19 protein-coding genes and 1 pseudogene are annotated in these 16358 nt (G+C 54.3%); 17 read left to right on the top strand and 3 right to left on the bottom strand.

The window, feature by feature from the left end; genetic code table 11:
* The first annotated feature begins 107 nt into the window (after positions 1-107).
* From JCM12308_RS31445 to JCM12308_RS09045, 6 genes are all read left to right on the top strand, one after another.
* Entirely contained in the window at positions 108-734 is a 627-nt protein-coding gene (locus JCM12308_RS31445) for a cation transporter (protein WP_244271871.1), read from the top strand.
* Positions 620-1660, top strand: coding sequence for a heavy metal translocating P-type ATPase (locus tag JCM12308_RS32185; RefSeq protein WP_280138364.1), 1041 nt, complete (start codon positions 620-622; stop codon positions 1658-1660). The genes JCM12308_RS31445 and JCM12308_RS32185 overlap by 115 nt, the downstream gene beginning before the upstream one ends.
* On the top strand, positions 1660-2331 hold the full coding sequence (locus tag JCM12308_RS32180; RefSeq protein WP_208978409.1) for an HAD-IC family P-type ATPase: 672 nt from the start codon (positions 1660-1662) through the stop codon (positions 2329-2331). The genes JCM12308_RS32185 and JCM12308_RS32180 overlap by 1 nt, the downstream gene beginning before the upstream one ends.
* Positions 2332-2667: 336 nt before the next feature.
* Positions 2668-3651 carry a TRAP transporter substrate-binding protein gene (locus JCM12308_RS09055; protein ID WP_008551428.1) on the top strand — a complete coding sequence of 328 codons (984 nt, stop codon included), beginning with the start codon at positions 2668-2670 and terminating at the stop codon, positions 3649-3651.
* Positions 3652-3796: 145 nt separating this feature from the next.
* The gene (locus JCM12308_RS09050; protein ID WP_054783501.1) at positions 3797-4543 is read left to right on the top strand and encodes an FCD domain-containing protein; all 747 of its coding nucleotides are present in this window, start codon (positions 3797-3799) and stop codon (positions 4541-4543) included.
* Between the two features lie 197 nt (positions 4544-4740).
* Positions 4741-6294, top strand: a complete 1554-nt coding sequence (locus JCM12308_RS09045) for a CYTH and CHAD domain-containing protein (RefSeq protein ID WP_054783500.1) — start codon at positions 4741-4743, stop codon at positions 6292-6294.
* Between the two features lie 7 nt (positions 6295-6301).
* Here the strand turns inward: JCM12308_RS09045 and phnF are convergent, their stop codons facing one another.
* Positions 6302-7042, bottom strand: a complete 741-nt coding sequence (gene phnF, locus JCM12308_RS09040) for a phosphonate metabolism transcriptional regulator PhnF (protein ID WP_208609248.1) — start codon at positions 7040-7042, stop codon at positions 6302-6304.
* A gap of 188 nt (positions 7043-7230) precedes the next feature.
* Here phnF and phnH point away from each other — a divergent pair, with 188 nt between their 5' ends.
* From phnH to JCM12308_RS29495, 9 genes and pseudogenes are all read left to right on the top strand, one after another.
* On the top strand, positions 7231-8334 hold the full coding sequence (gene phnH / locus JCM12308_RS31435; protein WP_244271866.1) for a phosphonate C-P lyase system protein PhnH: 1104 nt from the start codon (positions 7231-7233) through the stop codon (positions 8332-8334).
* 3 nt (positions 8335-8337) lie between these two features.
* Entirely contained in the window at positions 8338-9453 is a 1116-nt protein-coding gene (locus JCM12308_RS09025) for a carbon-phosphorus lyase complex subunit (RefSeq protein ID WP_054783498.1), read from the top strand.
* Positions 9450-10359, top strand: a pseudogene (locus tag JCM12308_RS09020) (alpha-D-ribose 1-methylphosphonate 5-phosphate C-P-lyase PhnJ). The gene JCM12308_RS09025 and the pseudogene JCM12308_RS09020 overlap by 4 nt, the downstream one beginning before the upstream one ends.
* The gene (gene phnK, locus JCM12308_RS09015; protein WP_008551522.1) at positions 10359-11156 is read left to right on the top strand and encodes a phosphonate C-P lyase system protein PhnK; all 798 of its coding nucleotides are present in this window, start codon (positions 10359-10361) and stop codon (positions 11154-11156) included. Before JCM12308_RS09020 ends, phnK begins: the two are co-directional and overlap by 1 nt.
* A 10-nt stretch (positions 11157-11166) precedes the next feature.
* Entirely contained in the window at positions 11167-11877 is a 711-nt protein-coding gene (gene phnL, locus JCM12308_RS09010) for a phosphonate C-P lyase system protein PhnL (RefSeq protein ID WP_054783497.1), read from the top strand.
* A 3-nt stretch (positions 11878-11880) separates the two neighbouring features.
* On the top strand, positions 11881-12543 hold the full coding sequence (locus JCM12308_RS09005; protein WP_054783496.1) for a DapH/DapD/GlmU-related protein: 663 nt from the start codon (positions 11881-11883) through the stop codon (positions 12541-12543).
* Positions 12544-12601: 58 nt separating this feature from the next.
* Positions 12602-13300: a DUF1045 domain-containing protein gene (locus JCM12308_RS09000; RefSeq protein WP_054783495.1), complete on the top strand. Its 699-nt coding sequence runs from the start codon at positions 12602-12604 to the stop codon at positions 13298-13300.
* A 41-nt stretch (positions 13301-13341) separates the two neighbouring features.
* Positions 13342-14490: an alpha-D-ribose 1-methylphosphonate 5-triphosphate diphosphatase gene (locus JCM12308_RS08995; RefSeq protein WP_054783622.1), complete on the top strand. Its 1149-nt coding sequence runs from the start codon at positions 13342-13344 to the stop codon at positions 14488-14490.
* Between the two features lie 27 nt (positions 14491-14517).
* Positions 14518-14790 (top strand): nucleoside/nucleotide kinase family protein, encoded by a 273-nt coding sequence (locus JCM12308_RS29495; protein WP_208978408.1) that lies wholly within the window; start codon positions 14518-14520, stop codon positions 14788-14790.
* On the opposite strand, the gene JCM12308_RS29490 is transcribed toward JCM12308_RS29495, so the two are convergent.
* Positions 14787-14930 carry a hypothetical protein gene (locus tag JCM12308_RS29490; RefSeq protein ID WP_208978407.1) on the bottom strand — a complete coding sequence of 48 codons (144 nt, stop codon included), beginning with the start codon at positions 14928-14930 and terminating at the stop codon, positions 14787-14789. The two genes, JCM12308_RS29495 and JCM12308_RS29490, sit on opposite strands and share 4 nt — an antisense overlap.
* Positions 14931-14951: 21 nt before the next feature.
* Here JCM12308_RS29490 and JCM12308_RS29485 point away from each other — a divergent pair, with 21 nt between their 5' ends.
* Positions 14952-15110, top strand: coding sequence for a hypothetical protein (locus JCM12308_RS29485; protein WP_208978406.1), 159 nt, complete (start codon positions 14952-14954; stop codon positions 15108-15110).
* On the opposite strand, the gene JCM12308_RS08985 is transcribed toward JCM12308_RS29485, so the two are convergent.
* A complete protein-coding gene (locus JCM12308_RS08985) occupies positions 15100-15762 on the bottom strand; it encodes a TetR/AcrR family transcriptional regulator (RefSeq protein ID WP_008551353.1) in 663 nt (220 codons plus the stop codon). The two genes, JCM12308_RS29485 and JCM12308_RS08985, sit on opposite strands and share 11 nt — an antisense overlap.
* A 130-nt stretch (positions 15763-15892) precedes the next feature.
* On the opposite strand from JCM12308_RS08985, the gene JCM12308_RS08980 reads away from it, so the two are divergent.
* Positions 15893-16357, top strand: a complete 465-nt coding sequence (locus JCM12308_RS08980; protein WP_083417395.1) for a (2Fe-2S)-binding protein — start codon at positions 15893-15895, stop codon at positions 16355-16357.
* The last annotated feature ends 1 nt before the right edge of the window (position 16358 follow it).

Below are 16358 nucleotides of genomic sequence, written 5' to 3'. Positions count from 1 at the left end.
TCACATAGGGGAGCTTGCGTATTCACCCACTCTACAACCTCTTGACCCGCCATCACCAATGGTAATAAGTCCTGATGGTCTGAACTCGGCAACCGAAGATAGCTCTGATGAACACACCCTCAGCCTCCGCAGCCCAAACCGTCAAACTCGACATCACCGGAATGACGTGCGCAGGTTGCGCCTCCCGCTTGGAAAAGACTCTGAAAGCGACTGAAGGTGTGGTCAACGCCACCGTCAACTTCGCGCTGGAAATGGCAGAGGTCGACCACCTGCCACAGATCGCTGCAAACGATCTGGTTGATGTGGTCACCACAGCTGGTTTTGAGGCCAAAGAGCGCCGGGATGAAGCCGAGGCAGCACAAAAGGCTTTTGAAGAGCGCGAAGCACATAGCGACGCAGAAGAACGCAAAACCTTTCAACTTTTCGCTCTATCGACGCTGCTGGCAATTCCTCTAGTGATTCCAATGGTTTTGATGGCGTTTGGCGTGCAGTTTGAGCTCTCTGGCGTGCTGCAGTTTGCATTAGCAACGCCAATTCAACTTTTCGTCGGTGCACGATTCTATAAGGCGCATTCGCAGCCCTGCGCCATGGCGGCGCAAACATGGATGTCCTCGTTTCTCTGGGCACATCCGCCGCGTATCTTTACAGCGTATACAACGTCTTCTTTGCGTCTCAGGCTGAGGCCGCGGACCTTTATTTTGAGGCATCCGCTGTCATCCTCACTCTCATTCTGATGGGTAAGTATCTGGAAATCAGAGCAAAACGCTCCACATCCGCTGCTGTCCGTTCTCTGATTGCCCTACGCCCGACAACAGCCAACAAGATCGTTGGCGACAAGATTATCCCCGTCAGCATCTCTGATCTGCGTCTGGGTGATTACATTGTTGTCAAACCTGGTGAGCGTGTTCCAACCGATGGCCTGATTGAAGACGGCGAAAGCGAGCTGGATGAATCTATGCTCACCGGCGAGAGCCTTCCGGTGCACAAAAACACAGGCGATCAAGTAACCGGTGGAACAATCAACGGTTCCGGTGCAATCTTTGTGCGCGCCACCGCCCTTGGTGAATCAACACGCTTAGCCCAGATTATCCGCCTCGTTGAAGGCGCACAGGCCTCCAAGGCGCCTCTGCAGAAATTAGTCGACAAAGTCGCCGCTATTTTTGTCCCCGTTATCGTCCTGATCGCACTGGCAACCTTCGCTGGCTGGATGGTCTACTCCGGCGATGTCACATCAGCCGTCGGCGCCTCCGTCGCCGTCCTCGTCATCGCCTGCCCTTGCGCACTGGGACTTGCTACCCCAACAGCTCTGGTTGCGGGTACCGGTGCAGCAGCAAAAGCAGGCATACTTATCCGCGATATCGAAGCGCTGGAACGGGCACACAAAGTCGACACCATCCTCTTCGACAAAACCGGCACACTCACAGTCGGCAAGCCAGTTCTGACGGATGCTCAGGCCTTTGATCGCAACGACGACCGCCTGCTGACCATCGCCGCCAGCATCCAGCTGGGCAGTGAGCACCCACTCGCCAGCGCACTTATCCGCGCAGCAGAGGAGCGCAACCTCAAGCTCACCCGCCCACGGTCCATCAAAGCTATCCCCGGCAAAGGCTTGATCGCAGAGCTCACCGGCCAGCAGGTCTCCATCGGCAACGCAGCCTGATGAAAGACCTCAATGTCGCCCCCTCAATGATGGGCGATGGCCTTGTAAAGACTTATGAATCCGCCGGAAAGACCGCCGTCACAGTCGCCCTCGGCGACCGCGCCATCGGCGTCCTGGCCTTCGTAGATCAGGCAAGAGACTCCGCTAGAGAAGCTGTAGAATCCCTTAAAAAACAAGGCATTCGCACAGTCATGATCACCGGCGACACCGAACTCGCCGCCAAAAACATCGCCGATCAGGTCGGCGTAGACGAGTTCCAGGCCCGCGTTCAGCCAGAAGGCAAGAACGAAGTCGTCAACGATCTGAAAGAACAAGGCTATCATGTAGCCATGGTTGGCGATGGCATTAACGATGCCCCTGCTCTGGCCGCTGCTGATCTGGGCATAGCCATGGGATCTGGTGCTGATGTTGCGCTGGAAACTGCAGGAGTTACTCTCATGCGCTCCGAGCCGAAAATGATCCCGACAGCACTCGACATTTCCAAGGCAACCCTCAGAAAAATCAGACAGAACCTGTTCTGGGCCTTCATCTACAACATCATCGGTATTCCACTGGCAGCGCTCGGGTTACTCTCGCCAGTCATCGCAGGCGCAGCTATGGCCATGAGTTCAGTATCTGTAGTCACCAACGCCATGCTGCTGCGGCGATGGAAGCCAAAGAACATGAACTGATATCAGCAATCACAGCCCCATGAAGACAACTTCTGGGGTTGTTTTTCTATAAAGCCTGTTTCGGTTGACCAATCTGCACCTTCCCTAGAAGAACTCAGACCAATCAAAACAACTCATTTACATAGCCAAATATTTTCCTCTCTCTACTGACCTGATTAAATATATAAATTCACCTTAGACGGAAAACTAAACGCACTCACATAAGGTCAACCAATATATAAAATGGTTTGACAACTCCCCGAATCCGTCCAATGCTTTCCATTACATATCGCGGCCTCAGCATTCCTTAGTTTCATCTCACGAATACATTCGCTGCGATAATCAGGGGGGAAGCATATGTTTACGAGAAAGATTGCCAAAGCGACAGTTCTGTGCGCTGCTCTACTTGCAACAACTTCATTCGCCTACGCGAAGACATTGAAACTCAGCCACAATCAGGGGCCAGAGCATCCTCTGCACATTTCCATGCAGCACATGGCAGACAAAGTTGCGGAAGCCACCAACGGCTCACTCAAAATCCGCATCTACGGCAACGGCGCTTTGGGAACTCAGAGGGAATCCATGGAGTTAGTGCAGGAAGGCACCCTCGCCATGGCCAAAACCAACGCCAGCGAACTCGAAGCCTTTGAAGAGTCTTACTCCGCACTAAACCTGCCTTACATCTTCGTTGACGAGAACCACTATTTCGACGTTCTCAGCGGCCCAATTGGCGACGACATCCTTGCCGCTTCCAAAGACAAGGGCTTCATTGGCCTAACCTTTTACGTGGAGGGCGCCCGCTCCTTCTATGCCAACAAGGCCATCAACTCACCAGCCGATCTCAAAGGCATGAAGATCCGCGTTCAGCCATCCCCATCCGCAATCCGCATGGTGGAGCTGCTCGGCGGCAGCCCAACCCCAATTGCTTGGGGCGAACTCTACAGTGCACTCCAGCAGGGCGTGGTTGATGGTGCAGAGAATAACCCACTCGCGCTGACCACAGCACGCCACGGCGAAGTCTCCAAAGTCTACTCCGATGACGGTCACACCATGATCCCATCTATCGTGGTGATCTCAACAACCATCTGGAACACGCTAAGCGCTGACGAACAAACAGCTATTCGTGACGCCGCCAAGTCATCCATGCACTTCCACCGTGCCCAGTGGAATGACATGACCAAGAAGCACATTGAGCAGGCAAAATCTGAGCTGGGCGTGAAGTTCGTTGAGGTGGATAAAGCGCCATTCATTGAAGCTGTCTTGCCAATGCATGCAGAAGCAGCGGAAAAATCTGAAAGAGTTGGCTCCCTGATCACACGCATCAAAGCGTTGACCCAGTAAGCCTCTACAAGAATGCGAAAGGCCAGAGTAACAACGCAGATCTCTGGCCTTTTGTCTCGCTTGCAAATCTGCTTTATTTAGTATCTTAAGCGTGCAGCAATCATTAAAAATACGCCAACCGCGCAGGCATGGGAGAACAAGCGAAATGGATGGTCAGCGCCGCCGCTATCAGGAAGTAGCTGAAGTCTTGCGCAAAGAACTGAGCAACGGAACGTTCAAGGTCGGTGATCGCCTGCGTCCGGAACGCCAGATTGCTGAAGAAATGAACGTCAGTCGCTCACTCCTGCGCGAAGCTATGATCATGCTGGAGATTGAAGGTCTGATCGATGTGCGCAAAGGTTCAGGCACTTACGTCGTTCGCCTACCGGATACCGATCAGGTTACTCCCAACTCCAATCTGGAAGACATTGGCCCATTCGAATTGCTACAGGCACGCCAGCTGATGGAAAGCAACATCGCTGCCTTCGCTGCATCCATGGTCACCAAAGCCGACATCCTGCGCATGCGCGATGCTCTGGAACGGGAACGCGAAGACCTTGCCAAAGGCTCCGGTGGCTACGAAGCAGACGAAGAGTTCCACCTTCTGATCGCAGAAGCCACTCAGAACTCCGTTTTGGTCGACATGGTCAGAAACCTCTGGCAGCAACGCACCCGCTCCAAAATGTGGGACAAACTGCACGAACGCATCTTCGACCACACTTATCGCGAAGAGTGGTTGAACGACCATCAGGACATTCTGGACGCCCTTCAGCGCCGCGATCCGCAGGCAGTAAAACAGGCGATGTGGCAACACCTTGAGAACGTCAAGAAGCGCCTTATGGAGCTGTCTGACGTGGATGATCCAGCCTTTGATGCCTATCTGTTCCAGCAGGATCCACTCACACCCGCGTAACGCACCAACGGGCATTCATAGAGCACATTTCATGATACCGTTGCCAAATGGGGATTATATCTTTGATAAATTCCCATAGACGTTTTGCACCCTTTACACCGGGTTGCGTTCGCGAGATGTTTACTACGTAAAATCAACAAGAGTGGGATGGAACACGCTTCCGCATCGCACGCTGTGCTTAAGGTGGTCCTGCGATCATGCACGAGATTGAGCTCAAACTTTCCGTCGATGAAGCAACACTGGCGCAGCTGATCAAGGCCAAGCCACCCAAAGGCTTTGCTGTCAGCGAACAGTCGACTAAAAAGCTCCGTTCAGTCTATTACGACACGCCAGACCACACGCTCAAAAAAGCACGTATTTCCCTCAGAACCCGCCACAACGGCACCAACTGGCTGCAAACCATCAAGCAAGGCGGCGGCATGCAGTCCGGGCTCTCCAAACGGATTGAGCTTGAGCTGCCCATTGGTGGGATCGAACCAGACTTTGATGCGATCACAGATGAGGAAGTTCGTCAGAAGCTCTTGTCTTTGCTGCAAGATAAAGATTGGGGCATCCTTTTTGAAACCGCCATCTCCCGCACGTTGACCTACTACACCGACAAAGCCGGTGCCAAGATCGAAGTCGCTTTTGACAGCGGCATTGCCAAAACCAAGACAGATGAGCATCCCATCCACGAAGTGGAACTGGAGCTCATGGAAGGTCCGGTCGAGAGCCTATACAAACTGGCTGGCGCTCTCATGAAAGATCGACCAATTCTGTTTTCCAACAGCAACAAAGCAGGAGTTGGCTACCGGCTGGCAAGTGGTCAACCACCTGAGCTCCCATCAGAAGCACAGCATTCCAATTATATCGAGCTGGAACCAGAGGAAAGTGCAGGGTCCGCCCTCCAGAAAATCCTTGGCGAATGTCTCAATCAGATCGTCGCCAATCGCTCCTGTGTTTTGCAGCAAGACATCTCCGAAGGTCCACACCAACTGCGCGTTGGTCTCCGCCGTTTAAGAAGCGCCTTCAACATCTACAAGGCAGCCTTACCAAACAACGAAATCATCGCTGACCTAGATGCCTCCGCAAAACAACTGGCAACAACAGCAGGAAATCAAAGGGATATCGATGTGCTGGTGGAAGACATCATCACACCCGTCATTCCTTTATTACCAGTTACCCACTCGGTCGAACCACTCTTCGAAGCCATCAAACTGGCCCATGTGGAAGCGCAGGTTGAGCTGAGGCAAGACCTGATAAATCCGCAACTCAACGGCTTCTTACTGCAGCTGGGGGAACTTTCTCACAGCCCGGCATGGAAAGAAAATCTGGGCCTGACAGACACCAGAAAACTCGACCTGCCGATCCAGACCTTCGCACAAAACGCCCTCTCCAAACGCTGGCGGGCTTGCGAAAAGCGGGCTGAGAACCTGCAGGATCTTACGATTGAGCAACGCCATGATCTGCGAAAAGCGCTCAAAAAAATGCGTTACACCGTTGAGTTCTTCCGCTCACTCTACGAGCCAGAAGACTTGCGCATTTTCCTTAAGTGCCTGAAACGCTTGCAAAATACCTTCGGCTACCTGAATGATGTAGCTATGGCAGACCGTCTCGTCGCAATGAAGCTTCCGCAATCCTTACAAAACAACGAAGTCTCAACAGTCATCGGCTTCGTCGCTGGCTGGCATCAAGCCCGCGCCGACAACGCTTGGCTGGAAGCCCAGGAACGCTGGAACGCAGCGGTAGAAGCCCCCAAATACTGGCACTGATCCAGGTTCAGTCGTTTCTGACAGTCAGGTGCATCCGGTCAGCCGCCACATAAGCCCGACCGATTTGTATAGGTGCACCGCTCGCATTCACATTGATGGATTCCATCACAAGCACCGGCGATCCTTCGGAAATCTTCAGCAGCTCCGCATTGTGTGCACTACAAAGAGCCGCAGTAATCCGCGTTTCTTTGCGCCGGTAATCGCCGAAATCATACTTCTCCATGATCTTCGTGATTGAGTTGGTCTCCCGCAAATCTGCAGGCAGGTTTGGGAAGCAAGACACCTCAAACCAGCGCGTTCCTGCGATAACCGGTGTCCCATCGGCATAGCTCACAGACTCGCATTTAAACAGCGCCGTGCCGAGGTCTACCTCCAGCAATTCAGCGGTGTAAGCATCTGCCACCACCTCTGTTGTACGGAAGATATCCCCATAAACCTCTTGCGCCTGACCCGACAAATTCTCCGAAAAACGCGTGCGCGGACCGATGGGATAAACCAGCGGAGCCCGGGCAACAAAGGTGCCCCGCCCCTGATCTGAACGCAGAAAACCTTCTTCAATCAGCGTTGAAATTGCTCGCCGAACGGTGTGGCGGTTCACCTCAAAACTTTGGGCAAGCTCTTGTTCTGTAGGAATTTTCTCGCCTTCAGAAACCTCAGCACGCGAAAGCTCAGTGCGCAGCACTTCTGCAATCTGCTTCCACATGGCAACGCCGGCACGTCGCTCAATCGGAGAAAAATCAAATTTCATCGGATTCGTCATGTCTTCGTCATGAAACAACACTACTCAGTTGGCGAGCAAAATATTTGTCTATACAACTAGACAACATTCATTCTAGCTTAGCAACCAAATTCAGACGCGCAGACCAACCTCCTGATCAAAGCGTCACCACACAATGTCAGAGAACCAGCGTGTTCCTGAAAGTCAAAGGGGCTGAAATGACGGCAAGTTCGCTCAAAGAGCATTCACCCGAAATTGCAGCTAGGCAGAATGCCATGGGCATTCTGGCCAAGGCCTCAGCGCAAGATCTTGCTGACGTCTGGAGCAACCTCGGTCTGGAGCCGAGCTACACCGTTATCCGTCCAGCAGAAATCGGATTGGTGATGGTCCGTGGCCGCGCAGGCGGCACCGGTGCTCCCTTCAACATGTGCGAAGCCACCGTCACCCGCTGCGTCATCGCCCTTGAAGACGGCACCACAGGATTTGGTCAGGCCCTTGGCCGGGATAAGCAAAAGGTTCTGCAAGCCGCACTGGTCGATGCTCTCTGGCAACAGCCCGAAAACCGCGAGTTGATTGAAGCGAAAATTCTTCAGCACTGGCAAATGCTCAGGGGCAAGCTGAAAACGAAACACGCGCTGAAGTCGCCGCCACCAAAGTGGACTTCTTCACCATGGTACGGGGAGAATGACATGAGCACGCAAACCGCAACTTCAATTTTCGCAAAAGCACCCGCTCCCGGCTTTGCAGATCCAGTCCACAACGCCCAGTCCATCTTCCGTTCCACCATGAACGCATTGGCACAGCCAGGCACAGTGCAGCAGCTGGATGATCTGACACTCACACCTCCAGCACCGTTGTCCGTTGCTGCAACAGCACTAGTACTGACACTCTGCGATTACGATACGCCTTTATGGCTGGACCCTGCGCTTGCAGCGGATGAAAGCGTAAAAAACTACATCCGCTTCCACACAGCAGCTCCCTTTGTTGAAAGCCCTGCAGATGCAGCATTCGCATTGGTTTCAAATACCAAGCTCTTACCAGCCATCGCGAGCTTTTCAGCAGGAACAGCAGAGTATCCGGACCGCTCGACAACAATCATCCTAATGGTCGACGAACTGACCGAAGATACCGGCGTCACCCTCAAAGGCCCGGGTATCAAAACTGAGAAGCAGTTCAGCATCACACCTGCACCAGCAACCTTCTGGCAGCAGATGCAAGACAACAGCACGCTTTATCCGCTCGGCATCGACGTCATCTTCGCCGGAGCCAATCAGGTCGCAGGCCTGCCACGCTCTACGAAAATCACCGGTTTGGAGGCTTAACCCATGTATGTTGCTGTGAAAGGTGGCGAAAAAGCCATCCGAAACGCCCACAAGCTCATGGCTCGAGATCGCCGTGGTGATACCAGCATCCCATCCCTGAGTCTCAAGCAAATCTCCGAGCAGCTCTACCTCTCCGTCTCCCGCGTGATGGCAGAAGGCTCACTGTACGACGCTGAACTGGCAGCACTGGGCATCAAGCAATCCCGCGGCGACCTTATTGAAGCCGCCTTCCTGATGCGCGCCTACAGAACCACCCTGCCACGCTTCGGCTACTCCAAACCGATCGACACGGCGAAGATGCTGATCCGCCGCCGCATTTCTGCGACTTACAAGGATCTCCCCGGTGGACAGCTGCTAGGCCCAACCTTCGACTACACCCAGCGCCTACTCGATTTCAAACTGGCTGCAGATGGTGAAGCACCAGCACCCAAAACTCAGGAGTTCGAAAAGGAAGAAGTTGTTCCTCGTGTCACCGATCTCCTGAATGACGAAGGCCTGATTGAAGAAGACGAGCCACGCGCACCAGATGCACCGGTTGGCGACATCACCCGCGAACCACTCACCTTCCCGGCTGATCGGGATCTACGCTTGCAGAACCTCGCCCGCGGAGACGAAGGCTTCTTGCTAGCTCTTGGCTACTCCACCCAACGCGGCTTCGGCAGAACCCACCCATTCGCAGGCGAAATCCGCCTGGGAGAAGTCGAGGTTGATTTCTTCATGGAAGAGCTCGGCTTCGAGGTTCCATTGGGCACCATGACAGTCACCGAATGTCAGATGATCAACCAGTTCAAAGGCTCTGCCTCCGCTCCACCGCAGTTCACTCGCGGTTACGGTCTGGTTCCCGGTCAGGGCGAGCGTAAAGTCATGGCTATGGCTCTCGTAGACCGCTCTTTACGAGCTGAAGAGCTAGGGGAAGAGATCGACTCTCCAACACAGGATCAGGAGTTTGTCCTTTCCCACTCAGACAACATTCAGGCCACCGGCTTCGTTGAGCACCTCAAGCTGCCCCACTACGTGGACTTCCAGTCAGAGCTGGAGTTGATCCGCAAGGTTCGCAAGGAATGGCAGGAAAAGCGCGAAGCAGCTGAACAGGAACTCGTTGCGGAGGCAGCACAATGACCGAGCACGTTGAGACACAAGGCATCTCCGGCGAGCATTACAACTTCGCTTATCTGGATGAGCAAACCAAACGCATGATCCGCCGTGCAATCCTCAAAGGCATCGCGATCCCCGGCTATCAGGTCCCCTTCGCCGCCCGCGAAATGCCAATGCCATACGGCTGGGGCACTGGCGGTGTTCAGGTGACGGCTGCTGTCATCGGCAAAGATGATTGCCTGAAGATGATTGATCAGGGCTCCGACGACACCACAAACGCTGTCGCCCTGCGCAACTTCTTCGTTGAAACCACAGGCGTAGACACCACAACCAAGACCAAAGATGCCAGCATCATCCAGACCCGCCACCGTATTCCGGAAGACACTCTGACCAAGGATCAGGTGCTTGTTTATCAGGTCCCAATCCCGGAACCACTCCGCTTCCTAGAGCCTCGCGAAACCGAAACCCGCAAGATGCATGCGTTGGAAGAGTACGGCCTCATGCATGTGAAGCTCTATGAAGACATCGCCAAGTTCGGCCACATCGCAACGGCCTATGCCTATCCGGTCATGGTGCAGGATCGCTATGTGATGGACCCATCTCCGACACCTAAGTTCGACAACCCCAAGATGGACCAGATGGAGCGCTCCAGTTGTTTGGAGCAGGCCGCGAAAAGCGCATCTATGCCATCCCGCCACACACCAAGGTGGTGAGCCTCGACTTTGAAGATCATCCTTTGAAGTCACCAAGTTCGAGCAACCCTGCGCCATTTGTGGAGCAGAAGGCGTCTATCTGGACGAGGTCATTCTGGATGACGACGGCAACCGCATGTTCGTGTGCTCCGACAGTGATTTCTGCGAGGACCGCCGCGAAGCAGGCCATGTTGGTCACCTGGGAACCAACCCGCTGGAAGCAGAAGGAAACGACTAATGTCTCTGCCTATTCAAAGCACTGAAGACCTTCCGCTACTTCAAGTCAGCAACACGACAAAACTCTATGGCGGTCGCATTGGCTGTAAAGATGTCAGCTTCGACCTCTATCCGGGTGAGGTGCTTGCTATTGTAGGCGAGAGTGGCTCGGGCAAAACAACGCTGCTCAATTGCCTCGCAACGCGCCTCACCCCAACCTCCGGCTCGGTTAACTACCGCAACCGCATGGGCCAGATGCGCAATCTCTATGAGATGAGCGAAGCAGAACGCCGCATGCTTATGCGCACTGACTGGGGCTTCGTCCACCAGCACCCGGCAGATGGCCTGCGCATGACAGTCTCAGCAGGCGCCAACGTTGGTGAACGCCTCATGGCAGTCGGCGCGCGTCACTACGGTAACATCCGTGACACCGCAACAGACTGGCTTGGCCGTGTAGAGATCGCAGAAGACCGCATCGACGATGACCCACGCGCCTTCTCTGGCGGCATGCGCCAGCGCCTTCAGATTGCGCGGAACCTTGTGACTGGCCCGCGCCTCGTGTTCATGGACGAGCCAACTGGCGGCCTCGATGTATCCGTACAGGCCCGCTTGCTGGATCTTCTGCGCGGTCTTGTGGCAGACCTCGGTCTCTCCGTGATCATCGTAACCCACGATCTGGCAGTAGCCCGCCTGCTCTCACACCGTATTCTGGTTATGCGCCACGGCCACGTGATCGAAAGCGGCCTGACAGATCAGGTGCTGGACGACCCACAAGAGAGCTACACCCAGCTCCTCGTCTCCTCCATTCTACAGCCTTAAGGACAAGACGATGTCAAACACACCCAAGACGAAAGTGCTCGTTTCAGATCTTGCCAAGTCCTTCAAAATGCACCTGCAGGGCGGCCTGGAAATCCCGGTTGTCTCCAGTGTCAACTTCTCGGTGTCTGTTGGAGAATGCGTTGTGCTGGGCGGACCATCCGGGTCCGGCAAAAGCTCAATCCTTAAGATGATCTACGCCAACTACCGCTGCCAGAAAGGCCAGATCCTGATTACGGACGGCGATGAGATCGTGAACGTGGCAGATGCAACCCCGCGCCGCATCATCCGCCTGCGCGAAACCACAATCGGATATGTCTCCCAGTTCCTACGGGCCATCCCGCGCGTGCCAGCTCTCACACTGGTTGCTGAGCCTTTGATGGCGCAAGGCGTTGCAGAAGACGAAGCATTTGAACGAGCGGGCAAACTGCTCTCCCGCCTCAACGTGCCAGAACGCCTGTGGCAACTGCCTCCGGCCACATTCTCCGGCGGCGAGCAGCAACGCGTCAACATCGCCCGCGGGTTCATCGCACACTACCCAATCCTGCTTCTCGACGAACCAACAGCTTCCCTCGATGCTGCCAACAGAGCTGTGGTGGTGGAACTGGTGGAAGAGAAGAAGCAACAAGGTGTGGCAATGGTTGGCATCCTGCACGACCATGATGTGCGCGATGCCATTGCTGACCGGATCATCGACGTCACCTCGTTCGCCTCAGCTGCTTAACGCATGCCTGCAACAGGTATGCAGAAAAGGGAACCCCGCTCCATGGTAAAGCCCCCCAAAGTTGCGGAGACGGTCATTGAGTCAACCGTCATCCAAAGAGAGGCTCAGGTTGGCAAGCAATGCGAAGTGCTTGGCCCAACCTATCTGGAATATTGTGAGATCGGCGACTACTCCTACATTGGCCCGAACTCTACGGTTGCGGACACCACAATCGGCAAGTTCACGGCCATTGCATCCAATGTTCGTCTTGGTCCTCCCAATCACCCCATGGAGCGGGTTTCCCAACATCGCTTCACCTACACACCAGAGTACTACCGTGAAGACAAAGAGCGGGACCACAAGTTCTTTGCTGACCGGAGAGCTGCACGCGTCACCATCGGCAATGATGTCTGGATCGGTCACGGTGTAACTGTACTACCCGGAGTAACCGTCGGTGACGGAGCAATCCTCGCAGCTGGTGCTGTGGTGGCAAAGGATGTTGAACCCTACACAATCGTAGGCGGCGTTCCTGCCAAACCAATCAGAAGGCGGTTCTCGCAGGAAGCGGCAGACCGCCTCATCAAACTCAAATGGTGGAACTGGCACGAAGACGATATCTTCGAGCGTCTCCCGCTGTTTCAATCAATGACTGTGGAAAGGTTTCTGGATCACTTCGAACCGGCCTGACGTGTCATAGGACTGACACTGTTTGCCCGGTAACTCGAAGCCCAAGGATATTCTGGAAATGCGTTACTCAATCTATTTCACCCACCCGCAGTCAGCCAAACTTACCGAACTGGGCAGTCAGTGGCTCGGGCGATCAGCGTTCTCAAATGAAAGTCTTGAGCAACCTCAACTCAATGCGCTGGCTGAAGAACGCCTGCATTCAATTACTGAGGACGCACGTCGCTACGGCTTTCATGCCACCATGAAGCCACCCTTTCATCTGGCAACTGGAAGGTCCTTGAAGGATGTAAAAGCAACATTTTCCGCTTTTGCCAGGCAAACACCGGCCTTCACCATTGAAGGATTAGCACCCAACTTTCTGGGGCAGTTTCTAGCGCTGACACCAACCCAGCCGTCAGAGCAACTCAACGGGCTGGCAGCACAATGCATCAAGGAGTTCGATCACCTGCGCGCTCCATTAAGCGACAAGGATATCGAACGCCGCCGTAAGGCCAACCTGACACCACAGCAGGATGCCTATATGCTGGAATGGGGCTACCCTTATATTTTCGAGCATTTCCATTTTCACATGACCCTGTCAAAACGGCTTGAAGACGAGACGGAGCGCAAAGCTCTCAAAGCTGCCGCAGAAGACCACTTCAAGCCTGTCATTCATCAACCAATCTCCATTTCGCACCTCGCCCTCTGTGTTGAACCAGAGGCCGGAGCGCCATTTCAAGTCATTGAAATCAGACCATTGGAAGGACAATCAGCATGAGCGATGTATTAGTCGGCGAAGCGCCACACCAGACATCAACAATGGTCGAACCACACACACCAATGACCTTCACCAACGCAAAGCTGATCCTGCCTGATCAGGTGGTGGAAGGCACATTGGCGGTTGATAAAGGCAAAATCAGCGATTTAAGCAGCGGCAACGTTTCTCATGCGCTGGATTGTGAAGGCGATTACCTCATACCCGGCCTTGTTGAACTGCATACTGACCACCTCGAAAACCATTACAAACCACGCCCAGGCGTAACCTGGAATGCGGTGTCTGCAGTACAAGCCCACGACGCCCAGATCGCTTGCTCCGGCATCACAACCGTGTTTGATGCTCTGCGCGTTGGCATGGAAGATGATGCAGACCTGACCGCAAAAGACATGCGCGCCATGGCGGATGCCATTGAGATTGGCCAGCAGGAAGGCCGCCTGCGCGCAGATCACTACATCCACCTGCGCTGCGAAGTCTCAGCAGACAACTGCGTGGAAGGCTTCGACCTGTTCAACGATGACCCACGCGTGCGCCTTGCTTCCTTGATGGATCACACGCCGGGACAACGTCAGTTCACCTCACTGGAACAGTTCGAGCTCTATTACAAAACCAAAAAAGGTTTCTCAGAGGAGCGGCTGCAGGAGTTCATGCAGCAAATGAAAGCACGTGCTGAACGCAACTCCGACAAAAACCGCAGCGCTATCGCAGAACGGGCCAAAGCAGCAGGCATTATGCTGGCTAGCCATGACGATGCTACCCTCGCCCACGTGGAAGAAGCTGTTCAGTTCGGCATCAACGTGGCTGAGTTCCCAACCACGCTGGAAGCTGCCAAAGCTTCTCACGAAGCTGGCATGGCCGTGCTCATGGGCGCGCCAAACGTTGTGCGTGGTAAATCCCACTCCGGCAACATCTCCGCTCGTGAGCTGGCCGAAGCTGGTTATCTGGATGTTCTGTCTTCAGACTACGTCCCAGTCTCCCTCCTGCAAGCATCCTTCCTGCTCGCCCAGCAAATCGAAGGCATCTCCCTGCCAGACGCTCTCCAGAAAGTCACCAAGATCCCGGCAGAAGCCGTTGGTCTTGCTGATCGCGGAGCGCTGGAAGTTGGCCGCCGAGCTGATCTGGTTCAGGTACGCATGGTCGGTGATGTGCCAATCGTGCGCGGTGTCTGGCGCGAAGGCTACCGCGTCGCTTAACGCAGGCAATCAGGAGATGGATCTGTCGTGACAGTTCTGGACAAAACCAGCCAGCAAGCAGGCAAACTTGGTCCCGGCGCTCTGGTGATGGTCGTCGGCCCAAGCGGCGCAGGCAAAGACACGCTCATCTATGGCTATAAAGATCGATGTGAAGGTGACGCAAACATCATGTTTGCTCGCCGCTTGATCACCCGGCCAGCAGATGCAGGATCCGAGCCACATGAAGCCGTCTGCAATGAAGAGATGTCTCAGCTCATTGATCAGGCCGCGTCGCCTTATCCTGGCCCGCCCATGGACTAACCTACGCCCTGCCGGAATGTGTCGATAACCACATCACCAAAGGCGGTATAGCCATCGCCAACGGTTCCCGCAAAGCACTGGCAGAAGCAGTCGAGAAATACGAGAAACTGCTGGTCGTACACATCACGGCACCGATCCACGTGCTCGCCCAGCGCTTATCAATGAGAGGCCGCGAAACCGCAGAAGACATTGAGCAACGCTTAAGACGTGCAGACTTGTCCCTGCCCGAGCTGCCGCATCTGGTGGAAATTCAGAACACCAACGATCCTCAGGTCGGCATCAACCGGTTGGAACAAGCAATCACAGCATTTATGCGCTGAGCTTTTTGGACGCTTCCAGACCAAGCAGGTGGGCGGTGATCATACCAAACAACGCCGGTGCAAACTCATACTTGAGCGGTGCAAACTCCGGCTCTTCGTAGAGTGTAACCAGAGCAGGCGGAGGATTGGTCACAGGCCATAGCCCGGCAACAAACACGTGAATGCTGAAGAACACAGCCATTGCTTCCTCAGCATTCAGCCATGGCAGACCTTTCTGCAAAACAGAAGTTGCCCGACTGGCTTCAGCCAGTAAAGCCCGCTTGAAGTTGCGAATGCAATCAATGGAGATGTTCTTTTCCATTGTCGGCGCAATTTCGCTCATCAGCTCACACAGACGCTGACGGGATGCAAACATCTCAGAAAGAAGCTGCGCCATATCGGCAGGCGCCATCTCACCAGAAACCTTGGTTTCCATATCTTCGATCAGCTCCACGAAATCACGCAGCAGCAATTCCACCAGAATGGCTTCCCGCGTTTCGAAGTACCGATAGATATTGGACTTCACAATGCCCGCGCGGCTGGCAATCGCCTGCAGGGTCAGTCCATCTACACCGTCCTGCTCAAGAACACAGGTCGCGGCACGAATAAGATCATTATGGCGCTGCGCCTTTGCTTCGGCGGATCTGGCGCGCTGAAAACTCTGGTTGGTCATAAAGTGGTGATATGTCCCCTTCCAATGCATGTCAATTAATCTTGGCAATGTGCATTGACAAACTTCCGTTAGATCATAAGTTAAGAGAACGAAAGTCTCCTAACTTTAAATTTACGGGATCGCCAAACAAATGTACCCGAAAATTCCTCTGACCGTGAATGGTCAAAAACAAGAGATTGAAGCCGATCCGGAAATGCCACTCCTGTGGGCGCTTCGGGACATCATGGACATCAAAGGTCCTAAGTTCGGATGCGGTGTCGCCGCCTGTGGGGCTTGCACAGTTCTCATTGACGGAGAAGCTGTTCGTTCCTGTTCCCAGCCAGTAGGCGAAGTAGAAGGTGAAATCACCACCATCGAAGGCATCTCTCAGGGAGATGAGCTCCACGCCGTTCAGCAGGCCTGGATGAAACACTCCGTCCCGCAATGCGGATACTGTCAATCCGGCCAGATCATGGCTGCGGTTGCTCTGCTGGAAGAGAACCCGGACCCATCTGATGAAGACATCAGCGATGCCATGACCAACCTATGTCGCTGTGGCACCTATCCAAAAATCAAAGCCGCGATCAAAGACGCAGCTCAAACGCTGGGAGCTTGAA

It is taken from the genome of Pseudovibrio denitrificans JCM 12308 (assembly GCF_001310815.1).
Taxonomy (GTDB): Bacteria; Pseudomonadota; Alphaproteobacteria; order Rhizobiales; family Stappiaceae; genus Pseudovibrio; species Pseudovibrio denitrificans.
This window is presented reverse-complemented; position numbering and strand designations above follow the sequence as displayed.

Excerpts from the sequence above, each read along its gene's own strand:
- JCM12308_RS08985 (WP_008551353.1), bottom strand. The coding sequence starts at position 15,762 with ATGACCAACCAGAGTTTTCAGCGCGCCAGATCCGCCGAAGCAAAGGCG.
- JCM12308_RS09005 (WP_054783496.1), top strand. The coding sequence starts at position 11,881 with ATGCCTGCAACAGGTATGCAGAAAAGGGAACCCCGCTCCATGGTAAAG.
- phnL (WP_054783497.1), top strand. The coding sequence starts at position 11,167 with ATGTCAAACACACCCAAGACGAAAGTGCTCGTTTCAGATCTTGCCAAG.
- JCM12308_RS09000 (WP_054783495.1), top strand. The coding sequence starts at position 12,602 with ATGCGTTACTCAATCTATTTCACCCACCCGCAGTCAGCCAAACTTACC.
- JCM12308_RS09055 (WP_008551428.1), top strand. The coding sequence starts at position 2,668 with ATGTTTACGAGAAAGATTGCCAAAGCGACAGTTCTGTGCGCTGCTCTA.
- JCM12308_RS31445 (WP_244271871.1), top strand. The coding sequence starts at position 108 with ATGAACACACCCTCAGCCTCCGCAGCCCAAACCGTCAAACTCGACATC.
- JCM12308_RS09050 (WP_054783501.1), top strand. The coding sequence starts at position 3,797 with ATGGATGGTCAGCGCCGCCGCTATCAGGAAGTAGCTGAAGTCTTGCGC.
- JCM12308_RS09025 (WP_054783498.1), top strand. The coding sequence starts at position 8,338 with ATGTATGTTGCTGTGAAAGGTGGCGAAAAAGCCATCCGAAACGCCCAC.
- phnK (WP_008551522.1), top strand. The coding sequence starts at position 10,359 with ATGTCTCTGCCTATTCAAAGCACTGAAGACCTTCCGCTACTTCAAGTC.
- JCM12308_RS08980 (WP_083417395.1), top strand. The coding sequence starts at position 15,893 with ATGTACCCGAAAATTCCTCTGACCGTGAATGGTCAAAAACAAGAGATT.
- JCM12308_RS08995 (WP_054783622.1), top strand. The coding sequence starts at position 13,342 with ATGGTCGAACCACACACACCAATGACCTTCACCAACGCAAAGCTGATC.
- phnF (WP_208609248.1), bottom strand. The coding sequence starts at position 7,042 with ATGAAATTTGATTTTTCTCCGATTGAGCGACGTGCCGGCGTTGCCATG.
- JCM12308_RS29485 (WP_208978406.1), top strand. The coding sequence starts at position 14,952 with ATGAGAGGCCGCGAAACCGCAGAAGACATTGAGCAACGCTTAAGACGT.
- phnH (WP_244271866.1), top strand. The coding sequence starts at position 7,231 with ATGACGGCAAGTTCGCTCAAAGAGCATTCACCCGAAATTGCAGCTAGG.
- JCM12308_RS32180 (WP_208978409.1), top strand. The coding sequence starts at position 1,660 with ATGAAAGACCTCAATGTCGCCCCCTCAATGATGGGCGATGGCCTTGTA.
- JCM12308_RS09045 (WP_054783500.1), top strand. The coding sequence starts at position 4,741 with ATGCACGAGATTGAGCTCAAACTTTCCGTCGATGAAGCAACACTGGCG.